The sequence below is a fragment of the Bacillus sp. 7705b genome (assembly GCF_002289525.1).
Lineage (GTDB): Bacteria > Bacillota > Bacilli > Bacillales > Bacillaceae > Bacillus > Bacillus halotolerans.
Genome location: NZ_NSDH01000033.1, coordinates 43,119 through 63,352, shown reverse-complemented (window position 1 = coordinate 63,352; position 20,234 = coordinate 43,119). Strand labels below are relative to the sequence as shown.

At 43.8% G+C, this 20,234-nt stretch carries 21 protein-coding genes; 10 read left to right on the top strand and 11 right to left on the bottom strand.

Annotated elements, in window-relative coordinates:
- Nucleotides 1-114: 114 nt before the first annotated feature.
- From nupN to maeL, 3 genes are all read right to left on the bottom strand, one after another.
- Complete coding sequence (gene nupN, locus CJU60_RS12920; protein WP_024122666.1) at nt 115-1,194, bottom strand: guanosine ABC transporter substrate-binding protein NupN; 1,080 nt, start codon at nt 1,192-1,194, stop codon at nt 115-117.
- A gap of 471 nt (nt 1,195-1,665) precedes the next feature.
- Complete coding sequence (gene maeM / locus CJU60_RS12915; RefSeq protein ID WP_024122665.1) at nt 1,666-2,373, bottom strand: two-component system response regulator MaeM; 708 nt, start codon at nt 2,371-2,373, stop codon at nt 1,666-1,668.
- Nucleotides 2,366-3,967, bottom strand: a complete 1,602-nt coding sequence (gene maeL, locus CJU60_RS12910; protein WP_024122664.1) for a two-component system sensor histidine kinase MaeL — start codon at nt 3,965-3,967, stop codon at nt 2,366-2,368. Before maeL ends, maeM begins: the two co-directional genes overlap by 8 nt.
- Nucleotides 3,968-4,144: 177 nt before the next feature.
- Here maeL and CJU60_RS12905 point away from each other — a divergent pair, with 177 nt between their 5' ends.
- The gene (locus CJU60_RS12905; protein WP_095713969.1) at nt 4,145-4,702 is read left to right on the top strand and encodes a YufK family protein; all 558 of its coding nucleotides are present in this window, start codon (nt 4,145-4,147) and stop codon (nt 4,700-4,702) included.
- Nucleotides 4,703-4,719: 17 nt separating this feature from the next.
- Here CJU60_RS12905 and CJU60_RS12900 read toward each other — a convergent pair whose 3' ends face one another.
- From CJU60_RS12900 to CJU60_RS12890, 3 genes are all read right to left on the bottom strand, one after another.
- Nucleotides 4,720-5,133 carry a thiol-disulfide oxidoreductase DCC family protein gene (locus CJU60_RS12900; protein ID WP_024122662.1) on the bottom strand — a complete coding sequence of 138 codons (414 nt, stop codon included), beginning with the start codon at nt 5,131-5,133 and terminating at the stop codon, nt 4,720-4,722.
- Between the two features lie 20 nt (nt 5,134-5,153).
- The gene (locus CJU60_RS12895) at nt 5,154-7,028 is read right to left on the bottom strand and encodes a transglycosylase domain-containing protein (protein ID WP_024122661.1); all 1,875 of its coding nucleotides are present in this window, start codon (nt 7,026-7,028) and stop codon (nt 5,154-5,156) included.
- A 92-nt stretch (nt 7,029-7,120) separates the two neighbouring features.
- Nucleotides 7,121-8,329 (bottom strand): multidrug efflux MFS transporter, encoded by a 1,209-nt coding sequence (locus CJU60_RS12890; RefSeq protein WP_221899242.1) that lies wholly within the window; start codon nt 8,327-8,329, stop codon nt 7,121-7,123.
- On the opposite strand from CJU60_RS12890, the gene CJU60_RS21870 reads away from it, so the two are divergent.
- On the top strand, nt 8,232-8,435 hold the full coding sequence (locus CJU60_RS21870; protein WP_095714058.1) for a hypothetical protein: 204 nt from the start codon (nt 8,232-8,234) through the stop codon (nt 8,433-8,435). The genes CJU60_RS12890 and CJU60_RS21870 overlap by 98 nt on opposite strands.
- 77 nt (nt 8,436-8,512) lie before the next feature.
- Complete coding sequence (gene kapD / locus CJU60_RS12880) at nt 8,513-9,130, top strand: 3'-5' exonuclease KapD (RefSeq protein ID WP_024122659.1); 618 nt, start codon at nt 8,513-8,515, stop codon at nt 9,128-9,130.
- Nucleotides 9,131-9,156: 26 nt separating this feature from the next.
- On the opposite strand, the gene kapB is transcribed toward kapD, so the two are convergent.
- The 3 genes from kapB to CJU60_RS12865 form a co-directional block, all read right to left on the bottom strand.
- Nucleotides 9,157-9,543 carry a kinase-associated lipoprotein KapB gene (gene kapB / locus CJU60_RS12875; RefSeq protein ID WP_024122658.1) on the bottom strand — a complete coding sequence of 129 codons (387 nt, stop codon included), beginning with the start codon at nt 9,541-9,543 and terminating at the stop codon, nt 9,157-9,159.
- Between the two features lie 45 nt (nt 9,544-9,588).
- Nucleotides 9,589-10,875, bottom strand: coding sequence for a sensor histidine kinase (locus CJU60_RS12870; protein WP_095713967.1), 1,287 nt, complete (start codon nt 10,873-10,875; stop codon nt 9,589-9,591).
- Nucleotides 10,876-11,000: 125 nt separating this feature from the next.
- The gene (locus CJU60_RS12865; protein WP_095713966.1) at nt 11,001-12,164 is read right to left on the bottom strand and encodes a MalY/PatB family protein; all 1,164 of its coding nucleotides are present in this window, start codon (nt 12,162-12,164) and stop codon (nt 11,001-11,003) included.
- Nucleotides 12,165-12,251: 87 nt separating this feature from the next.
- Between CJU60_RS12865 and CJU60_RS12860 the strand changes: the two genes are divergently transcribed.
- A complete protein-coding gene (locus CJU60_RS12860) occupies nt 12,252-12,512 on the top strand; it encodes a YugE family protein (RefSeq protein WP_024122655.1) in 261 nt (86 codons plus the stop codon).
- A gap of 26 nt (nt 12,513-12,538) precedes the next feature.
- Here CJU60_RS12860 and CJU60_RS12855 read toward each other — a convergent pair whose 3' ends face one another.
- Nucleotides 12,539-13,363, bottom strand: coding sequence for an alpha/beta fold hydrolase (locus CJU60_RS12855; RefSeq protein WP_095713965.1), 825 nt, complete (start codon nt 13,361-13,363; stop codon nt 12,539-12,541).
- A 149-nt stretch (nt 13,364-13,512) separates the two neighbouring features.
- Here CJU60_RS12855 and CJU60_RS12850 point away from each other — a divergent pair, with 149 nt between their 5' ends.
- The 3 genes from CJU60_RS12850 (at nt 13,513) to yugI (ending at nt 15,769) form a co-directional block, all read left to right on the top strand.
- The gene (locus tag CJU60_RS12850) at nt 13,513-14,013 is read left to right on the top strand and encodes an Lrp/AsnC family transcriptional regulator (RefSeq protein WP_024122653.1); all 501 of its coding nucleotides are present in this window, start codon (nt 13,513-13,515) and stop codon (nt 14,011-14,013) included.
- Entirely contained in the window at nt 14,014-15,174 is a 1,161-nt protein-coding gene (locus CJU60_RS12845; RefSeq protein WP_024122652.1) for an aminotransferase, read from the top strand.
- A 202-nt stretch (nt 15,175-15,376) separates the two neighbouring features.
- Nucleotides 15,377-15,769 (top strand): S1 domain-containing post-transcriptional regulator GSP13, encoded by a 393-nt coding sequence (gene yugI / locus CJU60_RS12840; protein ID WP_019259312.1) that lies wholly within the window; start codon nt 15,377-15,379, stop codon nt 15,767-15,769.
- Between the two features lie 46 nt (nt 15,770-15,815).
- Here yugI and CJU60_RS12835 read toward each other — a convergent pair whose 3' ends face one another.
- Nucleotides 15,816-16,052 carry a DUF378 domain-containing protein gene (locus CJU60_RS12835; RefSeq protein ID WP_003220771.1) on the bottom strand — a complete coding sequence of 79 codons (237 nt, stop codon included), beginning with the start codon at nt 16,050-16,052 and terminating at the stop codon, nt 15,816-15,818.
- A gap of 241 nt (nt 16,053-16,293) precedes the next feature.
- Here CJU60_RS12835 and CJU60_RS12830 point away from each other — a divergent pair, with 241 nt between their 5' ends.
- The 3 genes from CJU60_RS12830 (at nt 16,294) to CJU60_RS12820 (ending at nt 20,196) form a co-directional block, all read left to right on the top strand.
- The gene (locus tag CJU60_RS12830; protein ID WP_095713964.1) at nt 16,294-17,457 is read left to right on the top strand and encodes an iron-containing alcohol dehydrogenase; all 1,164 of its coding nucleotides are present in this window, start codon (nt 16,294-16,296) and stop codon (nt 17,455-17,457) included.
- A gap of 102 nt (nt 17,458-17,559) precedes the next feature.
- Nucleotides 17,560-18,732, top strand: a complete 1,173-nt coding sequence (locus CJU60_RS12825; protein ID WP_095713963.1) for an iron-containing alcohol dehydrogenase — start codon at nt 17,560-17,562, stop codon at nt 18,730-18,732.
- A gap of 111 nt (nt 18,733-18,843) precedes the next feature.
- A complete protein-coding gene (locus tag CJU60_RS12820; protein WP_024122649.1) occupies nt 18,844-20,196 on the top strand; it encodes a glucose-6-phosphate isomerase in 1,353 nt (450 codons plus the stop codon).
- The last annotated feature ends 38 nt before the right edge of the window (nt 20,197-20,234 follow it).

Genomic DNA, 20,234 nt, shown 5'->3' with positions numbered 1-20,234 from the left:
TTTCAAGATGCTTTTAAATAAGAGACTGGCAATAGAAAAGCCGCAAGGACATGTGCAGCTTTGCTCTGAAAGAAAAACAAGGGATAAGGGCTCTTCTCCTTATCCCCGCGATTCTTATTCAGCTTTGAAATTTTTCAGCTCTTTCTCTGTTCCCGGAACTTCTAATCCGTCGATGATTTTTTTCTTCCAATCATCAACTGCTTTGATTACATCATCCGATAGGTTTTGTTTAGAGGAAGAAATGCCGACTCCGTCTTGATCAAGTCCGTATGTAAGCGTTTCTCCGCCGGGGAATTTGCCTTCGCTTGCTTTCTTCGTTAAATCTTCAACTGCTGTATCAACCTTTTTGACCATGGAAGTAAGGGTGACGTTATCGTCTGTTCCTTCTACTTGGCCTTCTGCGTATTGATCTTTATCGACTCCGATCACCCAAACATCACGCTTCGGGTCTTCTTTTTTCAGGTTCTTGGCTTCTGTAAAGACACCTGTGCCGGTGGCGCCTGCGGAGTGGTAAATCACATCAACGCCTGACTTATACATGCTCTCGGCGGTTGCTTTTCCAACGTCCGCTTTATCGAATCCGCCCGCATACTTCACCTGGACAGTTGCGTCAGGTTTTACGGCCTGAACCCCTGCACGGAAGCCGACTTCGAATTTTTTGATTAACTCGGATTCCATGCCGCCCACAAAACCGATTTTTCCTGATTTGCTTGTTAAGGCTGCGGCCACTCCGACGAGAAATGAGCCTTCCTGCTCTTTAAACGTAATGCTTGCGACGTTGTCTTTATCGACGACTGCGTCAATAATCGCAAAGTTTGTATTTTTGCGCTGATCGGCGATTTCACTGATTGAATCTTCCATCAAATAACCAACGCCATAGATCAAGTCGAAATTCTCACGCGCTAATTTATTTAAGTTTGTTGTATAATCTGCATCTGATTTAGATTGCAGGTAGTCGTATCCGTTTTTTCCTTTTTCCAGGCCATTATCTTTACCGAAGGCTTGGATGCCTTCCCATGCTGATTGGTTAAAAGATTTGTCATCAACCCCGCCAATGTCGGTGACCATCGCCACACTGAATTTGTTTTTGCCCTCACTGTTTCCGCTGCTTTTTTCGCTGTTTCCGCATGCGCCTAAAATGGTGCCCGCTGCGATTACAAGTGACATCGCCAATCCGATTTTGCGTTTATTCAAGATATAACCCCCCAGAAAAATTTGGCCTAAGCTGATCCGGTCAGTCATGAGATGGGATGCCTCACTCAATTCTTAGAATCGATAAAATTTTCAGATAATAACAATTAGAATGAGCTGAGACAGTTCTGATCTTCCCTTAGTAAGTGTGGCGTGAATGTTTCCTTCGAAAGGCGGGGAAGAGAAGGATGCGGAAGGTGTTCCGGGCGGAAAACCGTGACATCTCTTTCTGAAGTGTGACTTATGACTTAGTCTAGGGATCAACTAACCACTCATAATTTATCATTTTACTTACAAGAAATAAATAGAATTACGCATTATTTTTTAAAAAATAAGTATTTTTAGAATTATATACTCAAATATACAAAAAAGTCCTTTATTATTCTTGTATAGCTTATTGGCGAAAGGTTCAAGCACCTTGGCAAGAGATGTGACAGAAAAAAACGCACTGCTCGACATGAACAGTGCGTTTTTTTATAAATATTGCTTAATTCCGTTAAGGTTGCCTGTATTGACATTGTACTGAAACACTGGTCTTCCGATCGTTCCGTACGCCATTTCGACATTCAGAACCTGTATATCCTCAAGAAATTTTAAGTATTTTCGGATGGATACTTGAGATATTTCAGTATGATTTGCCAAGTCTTCTGTCGTAAAGGACTCGTTTTCAAAGGATTGAATGCTGGACCAAATCAGCTTCAGCGTGCTTTTTGTCAGCCCTTTTGGCAGGTGCACTTTTTCTGTCGCTTCCTTCTTATGAAACAGTTCCGCGTCCAATTCTTTTTGGCTCATGTTTCGATGGGTGGAATACACTTTTTGTTTTCGTCTGTAATCAGAAAGGGCAGTCTGAAAACGTTCAAATTCAAACGGTTTGATTAAGTAATCCACAGCTCCGTAACGAAGTGTTTTTTTGATGACGTCCAGCTCGCTTGCCGCAGAGATGACAATCACGTCAACCGCTTCATTTTGGGCTCTCAATTCCGTCAGCAGCTCAAGCCCGTTTTTGCCCGGCATATAAATATCAAGCAAAATGAGATCGATGTGATGCTCTCCTAAAATATGCAGAGCGCTTTGAAAGGAAGAGGCGATTCCTTTCAGCTGAAAGCCTTCTATTTGGCTTAAATATCGTTTATTTAATTCACCCACCATGGGGTCATCTTCAACTATTAGTACATTAATCATGGTTTTCCTCCTTCGGTTCGTACGGGATGCGAAGACTGAATGTGGTTCCTTCATTTTTTTCGCTGGTGATAATCATTTGGCCCTTTAAATTCTCCATGCTTTGCTGGGTGAAATAAAGGCCGAATCCCCGGTTTTTGCCCTTTGTTGAATAGCCTTGTTCGAATACCTTGACTTGGTCTTCTTCGGACATGCCGGCTCCTGTATCGGTAATTTCGATGTCCAATATCTTGTCATGAAAACGCATGGACATCGTGATTTGTTTTTTCGGCATATTGGCAACAGCGTCCAAGGCGTTGTTGATGAGATTCCCGATAATCGTAATCAGTTCATGAATGACTGAAGGATCTGCTGCGTTTGGAATAACCCCGCTGCATTCAATATCGAGATTTGCGCCCTGCTCTCGTATGTAGCTCTGTTTTCCCAACAGAAATCCGGCCAGCACGGAGCTTTTGACATCATTTATGATTTCACTCGTTTCTGATTTTTGCTGAATGGCAATATCTTTAATATAATCTCCAAGATCGTCATACTCTTTCAGCTGGACGAGACCTAATATCACATGCAGTTTGTTCATAAATTCATGAGACTGCGCTCTCAGTGCGTTTGCATACATTTTAACACCGGAAAGCTGTTCAGCTAAATGTTTTACCTCGGTTTTGTCCCGGAATGTCGCAATCGCTCCGACGGTTTGTCCTTTCAGCTGGATGGGCACTTCATTAAATACAAGCTCTAATCCGTTAATGCGCACGTCTCTGTCTTGAAGAGGTTTTCGGGTCTCAATGACATTTTTCAGACGGCTCTTCGGCAGGATGTCATTGACATCCTGATCGACGGGATTTGTTTCTATGCCCATTTTAATGAAAAGGCGCTTTGCTTCGGCATTGGCAAGCTTGATTTTACCGTGTTCATCGACAGCGAGTATGCCTTCTTTCGTTGATTCAAGCATGGCGCTCCGTTCTTGAAGAAGTGTCGCGATTTCATACGGTTCAAGTCCGTACATGATATTTTTCACCGTGCGTGCGACGATAACAGCTCCGATGACGCCGACGAATATACTGACGCAAATAATAAAATAGAGCGGCCGTAAGCTGTGGCTGATGACTTCGTCAATTTCATTCACTGTGATGCCGACCGCAACGGCTCCGACTTGTTTTCCATTCTTAGCGTAGACAGGCACGAACGCTCTCTGCGATTTCCCAAGCGTGCCTGAGGCAGTGCTGATATGGACATGTCCTTTTAATACTTCGGCTTCATCCCCGCCCCTGAATTTTTTTCCGATTTTGCTGTGGTCCGGATGGGTTCTGCGAATGCCGTTCATATCCATGACAACGACAAATTCTGTGCCGGTAATTTTCTGGACGTCCAGCGTGTAGCTGAGCAGTTCCTTCTGGTTTTTTCCGCTCTCCAAAGCGGAGGCAGTAATCGGTGCGTCGGCAACCATTTCAGCCGTTTGCAGCGCTGTGTCTCTTTCCTGATCACGTATCCTTTTAGAGGTTTGGGCACCGACGGTAAAAAAGGTGATGAGCAGTGCGATTAACACGACGATACAGACAAATATGGTGAGTCTGGTTTGCAGTTTTAATGTTTTTTTCATATAAAACTTCCTTACGTTTTATGATTCCTGCGTACTACTTTACTCTCAAAATGCCGCTTTGTGAAGATTTGGGACCGTAATTCGTAAAAAGGAGAAAAAATGGAATAATTTATCTTGTCAATGTGTTTTAAGTCCTCCATAATAAATGAGGTAGATTACAGAAAGGGACTTTTTTATATGAAAAATACTTATTTGACAGGATACTTTCCGCTGATTGCGATCCTGCTTTTTAGTTCGTCTTTATCCATTTCAACTTCACTCTATGCATTGAAGATGCTGTCTTCATTTGGAATGTACGATGGGATGCTCGATTACTTCTCTGAGAAAGGAATCAGACTTGCGTTATTTGCGGCCTTTGCACTTTTATATTTTATGGTTCTGTCCGCTCTGAAATTAATTGCAAATACCGTGACTGAGCTGTCACTGCTGTTTTTCGCAAATGATCCGGAAGGAAAAAACCTGAAAACAGTCAGAATGGGCTCTATCATATATTTAGGCGGCGGGATCTTGTCCTTTGTGCTATTGCAAAATGTCATCTGGATTGTGATCTGGTTTGCAGTTGTTACACTTGCTTACTTTGTGTTCGTTGTTTACCGGATTTATTCAACACTTTCTATCATGTCATTGGTCGGATTCATTCTGTTGGAACTGCTGTTTTGGTTTACATTTGTTATCGGTATTCTGTTCATATTTATCAAGCTTTATAATAGCATAATGGCTAGCTTACCTGTGTAAGCTAGCCATTTTTTCGTTTATGGTAAAAATCTATTTTTTATAGAAGGGGAGGGGAGCATACATTCATTTTTTTTGCCGAACCACTTATAGCGGTTTTTGGCAATAAAAGAATAGAGTATATCTCTGACAGGTTTCGGCACTGCAAAAAACAGGACGAAGAGCCGCCATGGGCCCCGCAGATGCCTGAAAACCTTTATGGCTGCAGTTGACTTAGTGTAAACCTGGCCGTCTTCAATAAAGACAAAGCTGTCAAAATGCTCAGTCGGAAGCCCGCTTTTTTTCAGCAGGCTCTGTCCTGTTTCCGATTGAAGCGATGCAAATGAAATCAAACCGTTTGGATCACGCTTTATGATAAATTGAACGGCACCGTTGCATAAGTTGCACACACCGTCAAACAGCAATACGCGATTTGGAATTTGTTTTGATGTCACTGCAGATCCCCTCCGATTCTTTAATAAGCTGCCTGCAGCGTTCCTTTCCAGATGGAAAGCTGAGGGCTGATACTGTGAAGGTATTCAACGCTGCTCGGTGTATCTTTTCCGACCCAGACACCCATTGTGTACGTATCTGTCAGGCCGACGAACCACATATCATGATAATCATTTGAGGTTCCCGTTTTACCGCCGATATAAGGCGCTTTGAAATATGCTTTTTTCCCTGTCCCGCTTTTGACAACGGAAGACATCAGTTTTTTCAGCTGCATGTTTGTGCGGACGCTGAATATCTGTGTCGCTTTGTCATTCCATTTATAAATCGTTTTTCCTTTTAAATCCGTCACTTTTGTAATCGCGTGGCTCGGCGAGTAGCTTCCGCTGTTGCCGAATGTTGTATACGCCTTTGTCATCTCAAGAGGCGTCATGCCGTGTGTAAATCCGCCAAGCGCCGCCGGCAGAAGATAGTCGCTGTTGACAAGCTTTGAAAAATGATACGGCTCAATATAGCTGAATGCTTTTTGGATGCCAACACGGTCCAGCATTCTGATGGCCGGTGTATTATACGAGTTTTTAAACGCTGTATCGAGCGTTACTGTGCCGTATGTGCGGTTATTGTAGTTTTGCGGACAGTAGTCCCTGCTGCAAAATTTGCCGGCATCAATTGTGCTGCTTGCCGTCGCACCTGTCTGTTCAATATAAGGTCCGTAATCGAGAAGCGGCTTAATGGATGACCCTGGCTGTCTGTATGCTTGGTAGGCACGGTTAAAATCATACTTATGATAGTTTTTGCCGCCGGATAGAGCGACAACTTGATGCGTCTGGTGATTAATTACAGCCGCTCCGCCCTGTACGCCCGCATACGGAAGCTTCGAATTCATTTGTGCCACGACTTGATTTTGCATGTACGGATCAAGTGCGGTATAAATTTTTACGCCGTCTTTCAGAAGTGTGCTGACTCTGGCGGACAGCTCGTTTTCTATCTTGTCTTTTTGTTTTCCTGACGCTTTTTGAAGACGCTTATCAAAGCCTTCAGATTCAGACACTAGTTGAGTGAATTCATCATTTACGTAGGAAACGTAGTCCGGATATTTGTCTTCTTTCTCTTCGACATCCAGTTTGATTTTTTGTTTTACGGCTTTTTTCAGCTCTTTGTCCGTAATGACTCCGGCATTTTTTAACCCTTTAAGCAAGCGTTCTTGACGGCTTTTCGTGTAGTCAAAATGCTTGAGAGGATCATATAATGTAGGGTTATTAGGTATAGCGCAAATAAAAGCCATTTCTCCCAGTGTGAGAGATTTCAGCGGTTTGCTGAAATAGAATTCAGCAGCTGATCCGACGCCATAAACGCCGTTATTAAAATAAATCGTATTTAGGTAGGCTTCAAGAATCTCATTTTTCGTATACTTTTTCTCAAGCTGATAGGAGTACGCGAGCTCAGTCAGTTTGCGGCTGAAGGAGCGCTCGTGGCTCAAATACAAGTTTCTTGTAAGCTGCTGTGTGATGGTGCTGGCCCCCTGGTCAATCTTTTTGTCCTTCACGTTGGAAGCGGCCGCCCGCACCATCCCCATAAAGTCAAAGCCTTTATGTTCGTAAAAATGGCGGTCCTCGGAAGTTAAAAATATCTGTTTGACTTCTTCGGGAATCTTCTTGAAGGGAACCAGCACACGGTTCTCATCATCGCTGACGATTTCCGAGACCAGAGATCCGTCCCTGTCGTACATGTAGCTGTTTTGAACAAGGCTGATCTCTTTCAAATCAATATTCTTATCAAGCACCTGATCCAGGGACTTCATTTGTTTTACTTCTTTTCCGGAAGCGATAACTGTAAATGCAAACAATGGGATTATGCAAAGGAGCAAAATCCATCCGATAATTTTTCGTAACATGGTCACTCTCTTTTCTCCTAAATTCTAGCCATATCGTACCATTCTTTTGAGTTTACGAGAAGGTTAAATTTAGAAGACTCCTCAATTTTTGCTGAGAATCAGCTTGCTTTGGCATACGATTCTTTTTGGAATTTCTTCATGATCCAAAGCAGGCAGGCACCTGCGAAAAAGAGAAATGCTGTGACATAAAAGGCTGCAGAGATATTGAAGTGACTCGATATAATACCGCCGAGAAGAGGTCCGAGAACGTTTCCTAAAAAGCGAAAGCTGACATTGTAGCCGAGGACCTCTCCCTGGATGGAGCCGGGAGCATGAACGCGGATTGCCGCTGTGATGCATGGCAGAAGGCCGCCCATCGCCATCCCGAATAAAAACCTGAAAACAAGCAGCACACTGAATGAAGAAGCGAGTGCCTGCGGAATAAAAAATAAAGAGGCGGCGATTAAAAGCCCGATTAAGATGCGGCGGTGGCCGTAGCGGTCTCCTAAATCTCCCCATTTTCTTGCCAGAAGCAAACTGCCGAGTCCGGTTGCCGAAAATGCCATGCCGGAGAAAAAGGCCAGATTGTCAGATCCGTGCAGCTCGTTTACATATAAAGCGAGCAACGGCTGGATACTGAAATTTCCTGTTTGAATCAGCATGGTTAAAAGCATCATGACCCAAAGCGCGGGCTGGTGAAAAATATAGGAGAGCACTTCTTTTCTCGTATAAGACTGACGTTTATTTATCTTCTCTGTGAGCGGCTGTTCTTTGACCCCGAATAACACGAGAAGAACGGCTGAGAAAATCACAAAGGATGTGATAAAAAAGGTATACGTAAAGCCGAAGTGGTCAGCAAGAACGCCTCCCAAAAGCGGGCCGAACAAGCTTCCGGACACTTGCCCCATTTGGAGCGTGCCAAGCGTTTTGCCGGCTGAGCTTTTAGGCGTCTGCGCGGAAATCATTGCAAGGGATGTCGGGATAAATCCGGTTACAAGCCCCATTGCCATACGCAGAAAAAACAATTGATAAACCGACGTGACAAAGCCCATTAATAAAATGCTGACGGCAATGCCGGTTCCGGTTGTCAAAAGGATTTTCTTGTAACCGCGTTTGTCTCCGAACCGCCCCCAGAATGGGGATACCAAAAAAGCCATTAAAAATGTAATGCCGAACACATAACCGCTCCACCTTTGCACAAAGCCGTTGGAAAAGGTGCTGAGCGTCTCAATATACAAGGAGAGAAAAGGGACGATCATCGTTGTGCTGGCTGATACAAAGAAATTCGCCAGCCACACAATGACAAAGTTTTTCTTGCGGATAGAAATAACATCACCTTCTTATTATTTCGGGCTCCTTACTAATTATAAAGAAACAGTGCACCATTTAAAAGAAACAATGCGGCTGGGAAAATTCATTATTTTTAGAAAATGAAGAAATGAAGAGAAGGAGAATTGATATACTATAAAGATAGCATTCTTCTGATCGGAGGAAAGGCAGGTGTAAAAATAGTGGAGGCAGGCAACTTACTCATTATTGATTTCGAATTTACGATGCCCGAAGGAAAATACAGTCCGCAAAATTTTTTTCCGGAAATCATTGAAGCAGGAATTGTAAAGTCGGTTAATGGTGAAGTAGTTGAGACGTTTTCGAGTTATATCAGGCCGAAAAAATTCCCCAAGCTGACGAAACGCTGCAGATCATTTTTAAACATTACGCAAAACCAGGTAGATGAGGGGATGAGGTTCGAGGACTTTATCCGTAAATTAAATGAGCTTGATCCTGAAAAAAATTGCACGATCATCACATGGGGAAACATGGATATGAAAGTGCTGAAGCAAAATTGTATGTTTAACCATATTCCTTTCCCCTTTAAAGGGGAGATGAGAGATTTATCGCTTGAATATAAAAACTTTTTTGGAGACCGGACACTGACCGGCTTGTGGAAGGCCGCGGAAGAGTACGGAGATAAAGGAACCGGCACCCATCATAAGGCGCTTGACGATGCTCTTACAGCCTATAAGCTTTTTAAGCTTGTCGAGCAGGATAAGCAGTATCTTGAAAAACCAAAACCGCCGACAATCGGCGAGAGGATTGATTTATCTGAACTGTTCCGGCGCGCCACATAAAAAACCCAATCTTTTGTCAGACTGGGTTATGGCCGAGTGAAGTATTCTTTTTCTAAAACGTCCAGATTATTCAGGGAGCGCTTTGCCCATTCTGAATCATCTCCGTCCAGTTTGGCTCTCAGCTGTGCAACCGCTTCCCGCAAAGACTCGTTATAATCCGGCACTTCACTGTCATAGGGCTTCACCATATGATGAGGGATATTGGTCTGTTCGCCGAAAGCGAGCGCTCTTCTCTCATGGAAAAACGGCACATCTGCCTGTTTTGGATTGTGAAGGTCTCCTTGAGCGGGATGGGTAAGAACCGCCTTGATTTTGACTAAATAATGCTGCGGTTTGCAATCTGTTATTTCTCCTATGTATACACCTGTTTTGTAAAACCCTTTTACGATAGAGCCTTTCTCAAATGTACTCATCTGTTATCACCTCGCATTCATTCTATAAAAGTTCCAATTGATTTGCTAGTGAGGAAGGTCGGCAGGGAGCTTGATCGTCACAATGGTTCCTCTTTGAAAGCTGCTGCTGAACGAAATGGTTCCGTGATGGTGTTCAATGATGGAAAACGTCACAGTCAGTCCAAGTCCCGTTCCGTTCGTTTTTAAAGAGTAATAAGGTTCACCCAGCTTCTGCATTTGGTGATCCGTCATGCCGACACCGTTATCTGAGATTTTGATTACGATCATATGGCCGCTTCTTTTGGCTGAAACTTGGATGACCCCTTTACCCGGGGGAACGGCTTCAATGCTGTTTTTCATGAGGTTGATCACAGCCTGCTTCAGCTTTGTTGCATCCCCGTATACCAAAAGGTCCGGCTCGGCGTCCGCCTCTACTGTCACAGATTTGTAATTGGCATACGAAATCATGAGGGAGCTCGTCTCTCTGATAAGAGAAGATAAATCAAAAATCTCTTTTTCATATAATTGCTGTTTGGCGATATCAAGATAATTTGTAATAATGCCCTGAGCCCGGTCAAGCTCTGACAGCACAAGCTTTTTATAATCCGCACTGGATTTGTTTTGAAAGGATTCATCATTAAAAAGCAGCTGGACAAATCCCCGGACAACTGTCAGCGGATTTCTAACTTCATGAGCCACACTTGCCGCAAGTTCACTCACAATCTCCATTTTTTCCGAATGAATAAGCTGGGAACGCAGGGCGATATTTTCTGCGATGCTTTCTATAATATAAATGCTTAAAAGAAGAACGATGCAGCGGAACAAACCTGATACAGCTGCCTCATAATATAAGGATTCTGAATTTTGAAAATTTAAAATATTCACGGCGGAAAAAACCAAGATGGAGGCGAAAAATAAGAAGATCTCCAAGCAACCGATGAATAAAGACAGCAGCAGTTTTCTCGCTTTGGACATGAATGGCCACTTTTTTTGAAGCAAAATTGGGATGATGATATGAAAAGGCAGCAAAGTAAAAACAAAAATGGCGGAAGGCTCAAAAAACAGCAGTTCAAAACATAAGACGGATGCGGCGACTGTTAGCCCGGAAGCAGGGTTTATGTAAAATAAACAAATGATGACAGGAATGATTTGAAGACCGTATTGGATGTAGTCCATTTCCTGTATAGGGAAGATAATGCATAAAACGGAGGCGCCGCATGCAAATAACGTGACCAATCCGTTGTTGATTTTTGGTACAAGGATCGACGGTTTTCCAAGCCAAAACACTTGGTAAAGAAGAATGGGAAACAAAATAAAGCAAATATGCAGGAGATAGTCTTTTAGAATTTCCATTCGAGTGAAATCCTTTCGTATAAAATATGAATCTATTATAACACTTATCATTAGAAGTAAAATACAAAATTTCTTTATAAAGAACGCCTTTACGATTGATGCGTAAAGGCGTTTGTGACGAATATTTACTCCAACGCTGTTTTTATTCGGCGCAGTCCGTCCTGCAAGGTTGCCAGAGGGCATCCTGCATTCAAACGCATAAATCCTTCTCCGCCAGGGCCGTATTTCGTGCCGGGCTCCAAAATAATTTTCCCTTTGTGCAGCATCTTTTGCTGCAGCTCTGCATCGGACAGGCCGTATGCGCGGAAATCGAGCCAGATCAGGTAAGACGCATCAGGCTTCATCATCTTGACGTTCGGGAGCTCGCTGGTCAAAAAGGCTGCCGCCTCATCCATATTTTTCTCAAGATATGAAATCAGTTCATCAAGCCACGGCCCGCCTTTTGAGTAAGCCGCTTCGATTGCGCTCACGGCAAACGCGTTTAATCCGCCTAAACCGTTTCGCTGCAGGCTTGCTGAAAATTTGGCGCGCTTCAGCCGGTCTGGAATAATGATTGCTGACGCCTGCAAACCCGCGATGTTAAACGTTTTGCTCGGTGCTGCGCAAGTCACAGAAATCTCAGCGAAATCGTCAGAAAGAGAGGCAAACGGTGTATGGGTATTTCCGTAGAGCATCAAATCGGAATGAATTTCATCTGAAACGACTGTAACGCCGTGTTCCAGGCATAATTCGCCGAGCTTCAGCAAATCTTCCCGGCCCCAGGCACGCCCTGAAGGGTTATGCGGATTGCATAAAATAAACATTTTGACGCTCGGATCACTGATTTTTGTCTCCAAATCTTCAAAATCCATTACATATGTTCCGCCTTTTTCTTTAAGCGGATTATGTAAAATACGCCGGCCGTTTTTCTCAATCATATGGTAAAAAGGCGTGTAAACAGGGGATTGGACAATCACTTGATCCTTTGGTTCTGTAAAAGCCTGAACCGCCATGCCTAAAGCTGTGACAACACCGGGACTGAATGTAATGCTTTCCGGGTTCACCTTCCAGCTGTGCCGGTTATGCATCCATGCACACACTGCATCTTTTGTTTTCTGATCTGGAGCTGTATATCCGAAAATCCCTTGTTCTAGGCGCTGTTTTAATGCTTCTGTTATGGCTTCCGGCGCACGAAAATCCATATCCGCCACCCACATCGGGAGTGCGTCTGTCACGCCGAACAATTCGCCTGCCTTGTCCCATTTGACGGATTGGGTGCCGAGGCGCTGTTCTTGTTTATCAAAATTCATTCTGTTCCACCTCTTATGTATGTTTATTTTTCTTAGCGTAACTATGATAAAATAGATCTGCAAATTTTATTATAAGCGGTGATGAAAATGGAAGAAAGTCAAGCGGTCAGGGAAATGATCAATGTCATTGCCAAATGGGACCCGTTTAAATATGGTGAAGATTTTTATGAAACGGAGGCTGTTGATGTCGTACAGGCCGTCTATGATGAAGACGATCCTGAAGTGTTAGCGAAAAGCATACAGCATATTTTCGAAGCTTCTTTTGAACAAACACTTCCGATCGACAGCTGCCGGAATGTGGCTGGCCAGCTGCTGTTCATTAAAGACAGCAGCTCTTGCACGCCTTGAAAAAACCGGTATACAAACCGGTTTTTTTATTCTGTGATAAACTCTGCAATTCGTTCGGAAACGAATTCAGGGCGTTCCTCCGGCACCAAATGCCCTGTTTCCCGCAATGAATACAGTTTGGAATCCGGCAGGTCACGGTGCAGGCGTTCGCCGATTTTCAACGGAACCACCTTGTCCTCCTCGCCCCAAATCAATAAAGCGGGTTTGTTGATTTTTTTCAATTCCTCACACTGTAAATCTCCTTCTCTGTGCCGGATGAACCTCGTCATTGCTTTGAAAATCTGTTCATCTTGAAAAGGTTTGCCGTAGCCGTCAATCATCGCCTCGTCTATCAGCGATTTGTTGTGAACGACATTTAATAAGTTTTTCATCACGCCTTCTTTGGAAAGCCAGCGTTTGATATAAAGATGAAAATATGGGAGGTGAGTCCCGAAGATAATCGTCGGGTGCGAGCGTTTTAAATAACCTGAACTGCAAAGAAGCACAATCTTCGAGAAGAGCTCAGGCTTTAATAGAGCAGCCGACAGCGATATCTGTCCTCCCATCGAATGCCCGACAAGCGCCGCCTGTTTGACTTGCAAGTGCTCCAGGAGTCCGATGATAAGCATGGCGAGGTTTTGATAGGTATATATAAATGTCCTTGATTTTTCTGATTGGCCGAAAGGAGGCAAATCGAGCGCGATGATGTCATACTGGTCCCGAAGCAAGGGGATTAATTTTCTGAAGCTGAAAGCAGAAGATAAAAAACCGTGTACGCAGACAATTGTTTGTTTGCCTGGATTTTGATAGTGCTCATAATATACATGTACTCCTCCGACTTTAACACGCCTTATTGGTGTAACCGCCTCCATTTTGCCGTCACTCCCTTCATAGGATGTCCTGTATTATGCCCTGAAATTGTCAGTTCTAGCGGAAGTTTCTCCTCGTTTTTTCTTAGCATTCGTCAAAAAACGTGATATAATGTCATGAGATTTCTTGACATTGCAAAGGTGTGAATTGAATGAAATTGACCGAGAAAGAAACAGAAATATTAGAAATTTTAGACGAAAACAGCCGCGCTGATCTAGAAACAATCGCAAAGATGGCCGGTATCCCTGTAAATGAAGTAAAAGCGATCATTGACAAATTGGAAAAAGAAAAGGTTATCATCGATTATTCCGCTATGATCGACTGGCGGAAGGTGGACGGCCATGAAGGCGTAACAGCCATGATTGATGTTAAAGTCACTCCGAAGCGCGGAGTCGGTTTTGACGAAGTGGCGGAGCGGATTTACCGATTCCAGGAGGTAGAATCAGTCTACCTGATGTCAGGCGTATACGACCTGTCTGTCGTGATCCGCGGCAATTCAATGTCTGACGTTGCGCGTTTCGTATCTGATAAACTGTCAACTCTTGATTCAGTTGTGTCTACGACAACACATTTTATCCTGAAAAAATACAAGCATGACGGCAAAGTATTTGAAACGGGAGACGACGACAAAAGAATCGTGGTGTCACCGTAAATGACTTCTTATTTATCCGATTATGTACAACAAATAAAACCATCCGGCATCCGCAGATTCTTTGATTTGGCGGCAACGATGGAAGGGGTTATTTCTTTAGGAGTCGGAGAACCTGACTTTGTAACGGCTTGGAATGTCCGTGAAGCAAGCATTCTTTCCCTTGAACAAGGGTATACGTCATATACCGCTAATGCAGGTTTATACTCATTGCGGGAGGAAATCAGCCGTTATGTCAGCAGCCGGTTTGGTCTTACATACTCTCCTGACGATGAACTGATTGTGACGGTAGGGGCGAGTCAGGCTTTGGATATTGCGATCCGCGCCATTGTAAATCCCGGTGAGGAAGTGATTATTCCTGAGCCGTGTTTTGTGGCGTATGAATCGCTTGTGTCTTTGACAGGCGGCGTCCCTGTTCATGTCCATACGACGGCTGATAAAGGTTTTAAAGCGACTGCTGAGGATTTTGAAGCGGCAGTGACCGAAAAAACAAAGGCCATTCTCATTTGTTCGCCTTCGAATCCGACCGGCTCGGTTTACTCAAAGAAAGAGTTACATGAAATTGCTGAGTTTGCCAAAACACATGATTTGATCGTACTGAGCGACGAGATTTACGCAGAACTGACATACGATGAGGAATTTACAAGCATAGCAGCATTCCCGGGGATGAAAGAGCGGACGGTTGTCATTTCGGGATTTTCAAAGGCGTTTGCCATGACAGGCTGGAGACTCGGTTTTGCCGCGGCGCCTTCAGAAATTCGCAACGCGATGCTTAAAATCCACCAGTATGCGATGATGTGCGCGCCTGCAATGGCGCAATATGCAGCGCTTGAAGGATTAAAAAACGGAATAGAAGACGTAGAAAAGATGAAAAAGAGCTACCGAAGAAGGCGTAATTTGTTTGTCGAAACGCTAAATGAAATCGGTCTCAGCTGCCACCATCCGAGCGGTGCTTTCTATGCTTTCCCATCCATCAAAAGCACTGGGATGAGCTCAGAACAGTTTGCTGAGGAGCTCCTGATGCAGGAAAAAGTAGCCGTTGTTCCCGGTAATGTGTTTGGGCCGAGCGGAGAAGGATATATCCGCTGTTCGTATGCGACATCAATTGAACAGCTGCAAGAAGCATTGGTCAGAATGAAGCGCTTCTTACACAAAACAACATAAAAAAAGATACGAACCTTTTGTTCGCATCCAATAAAAGGGGGAATACTAGAAAGCCTTTGGTATTTGCAGTATGCCCTCTTTTTGATATGCTTAAACCTGATATCATATTAAAAAAAGTTTCCTTTGCGGAAATGAGACATGTATGATATAATTTTAAATTGCGTATAAACAGATATTTAATTTAACTTAGGAGTTGTTATGAATGGCAGCAAAATTTGAAGTGGGCAGTGTTTACACTGGTAAAGTTACAGGATTACAAGCGTATGGTGCGTTTGTTGCATTAGATGAAGAAACTCAAGGTTTAGTACACATTTCTGAAGTGACTCACGGTTTCGTAAAAGACATCAACGAGCACCTTTCAGTTGGCGACGAAGTACAAGTAAAAGTACTTGCTGTTGATGAAGAAAAAGGAAAAATCAGCCTTTCTATTCGTGCGACACAAGCTGCGCCTGAGAAAAAAGAAAGCAAACCAAGAAAACCTAAAGCTGCGCAAGTAAGCGAAGAAGCTTCTGCACCACAAGGTTTCAACACATTAAAAGATAAGCTTGAAGAGTGGATTGAAATGTCCAACCGTAAAGACCTTATCAAAAAATAAGCATGAAAAAAGCACCGGACAGGAATGTTCGGTGCTTTTTTTTATCCTATCGCATTTCAGGATTTGCTGCCTCTTCACGTGATCTTTCCTCGTTTGGTTTAAACAGCAGACCGAGGTTGATTAAGCCGGCGATTCCGACAAGACCGTAAATAATACGGGAAAGAGCTGACCCTTGGCCGCCGAAGATGGCCGCTACTAAATCAAATTGGAAAAATCCGATCAGTCCCCAGTTAATAGCGCCAATGATTGTTAATACAAGGCAAATTCTCTGAATTGTACTCATGTTTTGCAACCTCCTCCATGAATTATTAAAACAGTTATAGATTGTGACAAATTGGAGAATCTATACATGCATTCTCCATATTGAGAGTAGCCGGACGAAACGGCCCAAACTCAGCTTGTATCTGTTCCTTTCCCAGCATCTTGCAAATGAAAACTGCCCGATACGCTGAAAACGGAAAGAGCTGATTGCTTTACATGGAGCGCAGGCATTCTGCATAATGAAAATCTAAGGAGGAGATGTCATGCAAAACTTTACATATTGGAATCCGACGAAATTAATTTTCGGCCGCGGAGAAGTTGAAAAACTCCCGGAGGAACTGAAACCTTACGGAAAAAATGTATTGTTAGTCTACGGAGGCGGAAGCATTAAACGCAGCGGCCTTTATGATCAAGTGATGGAACAGCTGAATAAAGCCGGTGTCACGGTGCATGAATTAGCAGGCGTAGAGCCGAACCCGCGTGTGTCGACTGTTAATAAAGGTGTTGCGATCTGCAAAGAAAACAACATTGATTTCTTATTGGCTGTCGGCGGCGGAAGTGTCATCGACTGTACAAAGGCGATTGCTGCGGGGGCAAAGTATGATGGTGATGCGTGGGATATCGTAACGAAAAAACACCAGCCGAAGGAAGCTTTACCGTTCGGAACTGTATTGACTCTCGCCGCAACTGGCTCTGAAATGAACGCAGGTTCAGTTATTACCAACTGGGAAACAAAAGAGAAATATGGCTGGGGCAGCCCGCTCGTGTTCCCTAAATTCTCTATTTTGGACCCAGTGAACACATTTACTGTTCCTAAAAACCACACGATCTACGGAATGGTTGATATGATGAGCCACGTGTTTGAACAATACTTCCACCATGTATCAAACACACCTTACCAGGATCGCATGTGCGAATCTCTTTTACGCACAGTCATCGAAACAGCGCCTAAGCTGATCAATGATCTTGAAAATTACGAACTGCGTGAAACGATTCTTTATACAGGGACAATCGCTTTAAACGGTATGCTGTCAATGGGCGCAAGAGGGGATTGGGCAACTCATAATATCGAACATGCCGTTTCAGCCGTTTACGATATTCCGCATGCCGGCGGACTTGCGATTCTCTTCCCGAACTGGATGAGACATACATTATCAGAAAACCCGGCCCGCATGAAGCAGCTTGCGGTGCGTGTGTTTGATGTAGAAGAAGATGGAAAATCAGATGAGGAAATCGCGCTGGAAGGCATCGACAAGCTGTCTGCTTTCTGGACAAGCCTAGGCGCTCCAAACCGTCTGGCTGACTACGATATAAATGACGAACAGCTCGGCACAATTGCCGACAAGGCAATGGCCAACGGTACGTTCGGCCAGTTTAAATCACTTAACAAAGAAGATGTACTCGCTATTTTAAAAGCATCTCTATAACAAAAGGGGGAAATAGCCGATCCGGCTGCTTCCCTTTTTCTTTGGACTTATGTTACAATTGTTAATCTGTTTTTTGATACAGCAATATTTGGAGGTTTTACAATGGAAAATTTCACTTATTATAACCCGACGAAGCTGATCTTCGGAAAAGGCCAGCTTGAACAATTAAGAAAAGAATTAAAGCAATACGGTAAAAGTGTTCTGCTTGTCTACGGAGGCGGAAGCATTAAACGTAATGGCCTTTATGACCAAGTAACAGGCATATTAAAAGAAGAAGGTGCCGCTGTCTATGAACTGCCAGGGGTAGAGCCGAACCCGCGTCTTGCGACTGTGGAAAAAGGCATTGACCTATGCAGACAGCATGATATTGATTTTCTGCTTGCTGTGGGCGGCGGAAGTGTCATTGACTGCACAAAAGCGATCGCTGCGGGAGTAAAATACGACGGAGACGCTTGGGACATTTTCAGCAAGAAAGTAACAGCCGAAGATGCACTGCCGTTCGGTACCATTCTAACCCTTGCTGCTACAGGTTCTGAAATGAACCCTGACTCTGTGATTACAAACTGGGAAACAAACGAGAAATTTGTATGGGGAAGCAATGTAACTCATCCGCGGTTCTCGATTTTAGACCCTGAAAATACGTTTACAGTGCCTGAAAATCAAACGGTTTACGGCATGGTTGACATGATGAGCCACGTGTTTGAACAATACTTCCATAATGTCGAAAACACACCGCTGCAAGACAGAATGTGCTTTGCCGTTCTGCAGACGGTAATCGAAACAGCTCCAAAACTATTGGAGGATCTGGAAAATTACAAACATCGTGAAACGATTTTATATGCAGGCACAATCGCTCTGAATGGCACGCTTCAAATGGGCTACTTCGGCGACTGGGCTTCTCACACTATGGAGCATGCCGTATCAGCTGTTTACGATATTCCGCATGCCGGCGGACTCGCGATCCTGTTCCCGAACTGGATGAGATACACGCTTGATACAAATGTCGGCCGCTTTAAAAACCTTATGCTCAATATGTTTGACATTGATACAGAAGGCAAAACGGATAAAGAAATCGTGCTTGAAGGAATCGACAAGCTGTCTGCGTTCTGGACAAGTCTGGGTGCGCCTTCCCGTTTATCCGACTATGATATCGGAGAGGAAAAACTGGAACTGATTGCTGATATCGCAGCCAAAGAAATGGAGCATGGCGGCTTCGGCAACTTCCAAAAACTGAACAAAGATGACGTGCTTGCCATCCTTCGCGCGTCACTCTGATTTCTAAGGACGGAATGCAGTCATTCCGTCCTTTCTTCTTGACTTGATTTCACAGATAAGTTCATATAAAGTGAAAGATGAAAACATTATACCGTTATGGAGGGACAAGCAATGACGCATGTACGCTTTGACTACTCAAAAGCGTTGACTTTCTTCAACGAACATGAACTTACATATTTGCGCGACTTTGTAAAAACAGCACACCATAATATTCATGAAAAAACAGGCGCGGGCAGCGATTTTCTAGGCTGGGTGGACCTCCCTGAACATTATGATAAAGAAGAATTTGCGCGCATTAAAAAAAGCGCGGAAAAAATCAAATCTGACTCTGATGTATTGCTTGTTGTCGGTATCGGAGGTTCTTACCTCGGCGCGCGGGCAGCGATTGAAGCGCTTAATCACGCGTTTTACAATACACTGCCAAAAGCAAAACGAGGCAATCCGCAAGTCATTTTCATCGGAAACAACATCAGTTCATCTTATATGAGAGATGTCATGGATCTTCTCGAAGATGTTGACTTCTCCATTAACGTCATCTCTAAATCAGGTACAACAACTGAACCTGCAATCGCTTTCCGTATTTTCCGCAAGCTTCTTGAAGAGAAATACGGCAAGGAAGAAGCGAAAGCGCGGATTTACGCGACAACTGATAAAGAGCGCGGCGCGTTAAAAACACTTTCTAACGAAGAAGGCTTCGAATCATTTGTCATTCCTGATGATGTCGGCGGCCGTTATTCTGTCTTAACAGCCGTTGGTCTACTGCCGATTGCTGTCAGCGGCGTCAACATTGACGACATGATGAAAGGCGCGTTTGATGCGAGCAAGGATTTTGCCACATCAGAATTGGAAGATAACCCTGCATACCAGTATGCGGTCGTTCGCAATGTGCTTTACAATAAAGGTAAAACGATTGAAATGCTTATCAACTATGAGCCGGCGCTTCAATATTTTGCGGAGTGGTGGAAGCAGCTGTTCGGCGAAAGTGAAGGCAAAGACGAGAAGGGCATTTATCCTTCTTCTGCCAACTATTCAACAGACCTTCACTCATTAGGACAGTACGTACAGGAAGGCCGCAGAGACTTGTTCGAAACGGTGCTGAATGTCGAAAAACCTAAACACGAGCTGACAATCGAAGAAGCGGATAACGATCTTGACGGCTTAAACTATTTAGCCGGAAAAACTGTAGACTTCGTTAACAAAAAAGCATTCCAAGGTACAATGCTGGCACATACAGACGGAAATGTTCCGAACTTAATCGTCAACATTCCTGAGCTGAATGCATATACTTTTGGATACCTTGTTTATTTCTTCGAAAAAGCCTGCGCGATGAGCGGTTATCTCCTCGGCGTCAATCCGTTTGACCAGCCTGGAGTAGAAGCATATAAAGTCAATATGTTTGCATTGCTTGGCAAACCTGGCTTTGAAGAGAAAAAAGCTGAGCTTGAAAAACGTCTCGAAGATTAATGTACGAAAGCTGACTGGCATTTGCCGGTCGGCTTTTT

Bases quoted from the DNA above. Each gene is read 5' to 3' on its own strand.
- maeM (WP_024122665.1), bottom strand. From the start codon at position 2,373: ATGATTAATGTACTAATAGTTGAAGATGACCCCATGGTGGGTGAATTA.
- maeL (WP_024122664.1), bottom strand. From the start codon at position 3,967: ATGAAAAAAACATTAAAACTGCAAACCAGACTCACCATATTTGTCTGT.
- CJU60_RS12905 (WP_095713969.1), top strand. From the start codon at position 4,145: ATGAAAAATACTTATTTGACAGGATACTTTCCGCTGATTGCGATCCTG.
- kapB (WP_024122658.1), bottom strand. From the start codon at position 9,543: ATGAGTACATTTGAGAAAGGCTCTATCGTAAAAGGGTTTTACAAAACA.
- CJU60_RS12870 (WP_095713967.1), bottom strand. From the start codon at position 10,875: ATGGAAATTCTAAAAGACTATCTCCTGCATATTTGCTTTATTTTGTTT.
- CJU60_RS12865 (WP_095713966.1), bottom strand. From the start codon at position 12,164: ATGAATTTTGATAAACAAGAACAGCGCCTCGGCACCCAATCCGTCAAA.
- CJU60_RS12860 (WP_024122655.1), top strand. From the start codon at position 12,252: ATGGAAGAAAGTCAAGCGGTCAGGGAAATGATCAATGTCATTGCCAAA.
- CJU60_RS12855 (WP_095713965.1), bottom strand. From the start codon at position 13,363: ATGGAGGCGGTTACACCAATAAGGCGTGTTAAAGTCGGAGGAGTACAT.
- CJU60_RS12850 (WP_024122653.1), top strand. From the start codon at position 13,513: ATGAAATTGACCGAGAAAGAAACAGAAATATTAGAAATTTTAGACGAA.
- CJU60_RS12845 (WP_024122652.1), top strand. From the start codon at position 14,014: ATGACTTCTTATTTATCCGATTATGTACAACAAATAAAACCATCCGGC.
- yugI (WP_019259312.1), top strand. From the start codon at position 15,377: ATGGCAGCAAAATTTGAAGTGGGCAGTGTTTACACTGGTAAAGTTACA.
- CJU60_RS12835 (WP_003220771.1), bottom strand. From the start codon at position 16,052: ATGAGTACAATTCAGAGAATTTGCCTTGTATTAACAATCATTGGCGCT.
- CJU60_RS12830 (WP_095713964.1), top strand. From the start codon at position 16,294: ATGCAAAACTTTACATATTGGAATCCGACGAAATTAATTTTCGGCCGC.
- CJU60_RS12825 (WP_095713963.1), top strand. From the start codon at position 17,560: ATGGAAAATTTCACTTATTATAACCCGACGAAGCTGATCTTCGGAAAA.
- CJU60_RS12820 (WP_024122649.1), top strand. From the start codon at position 18,844: ATGACGCATGTACGCTTTGACTACTCAAAAGCGTTGACTTTCTTCAAC.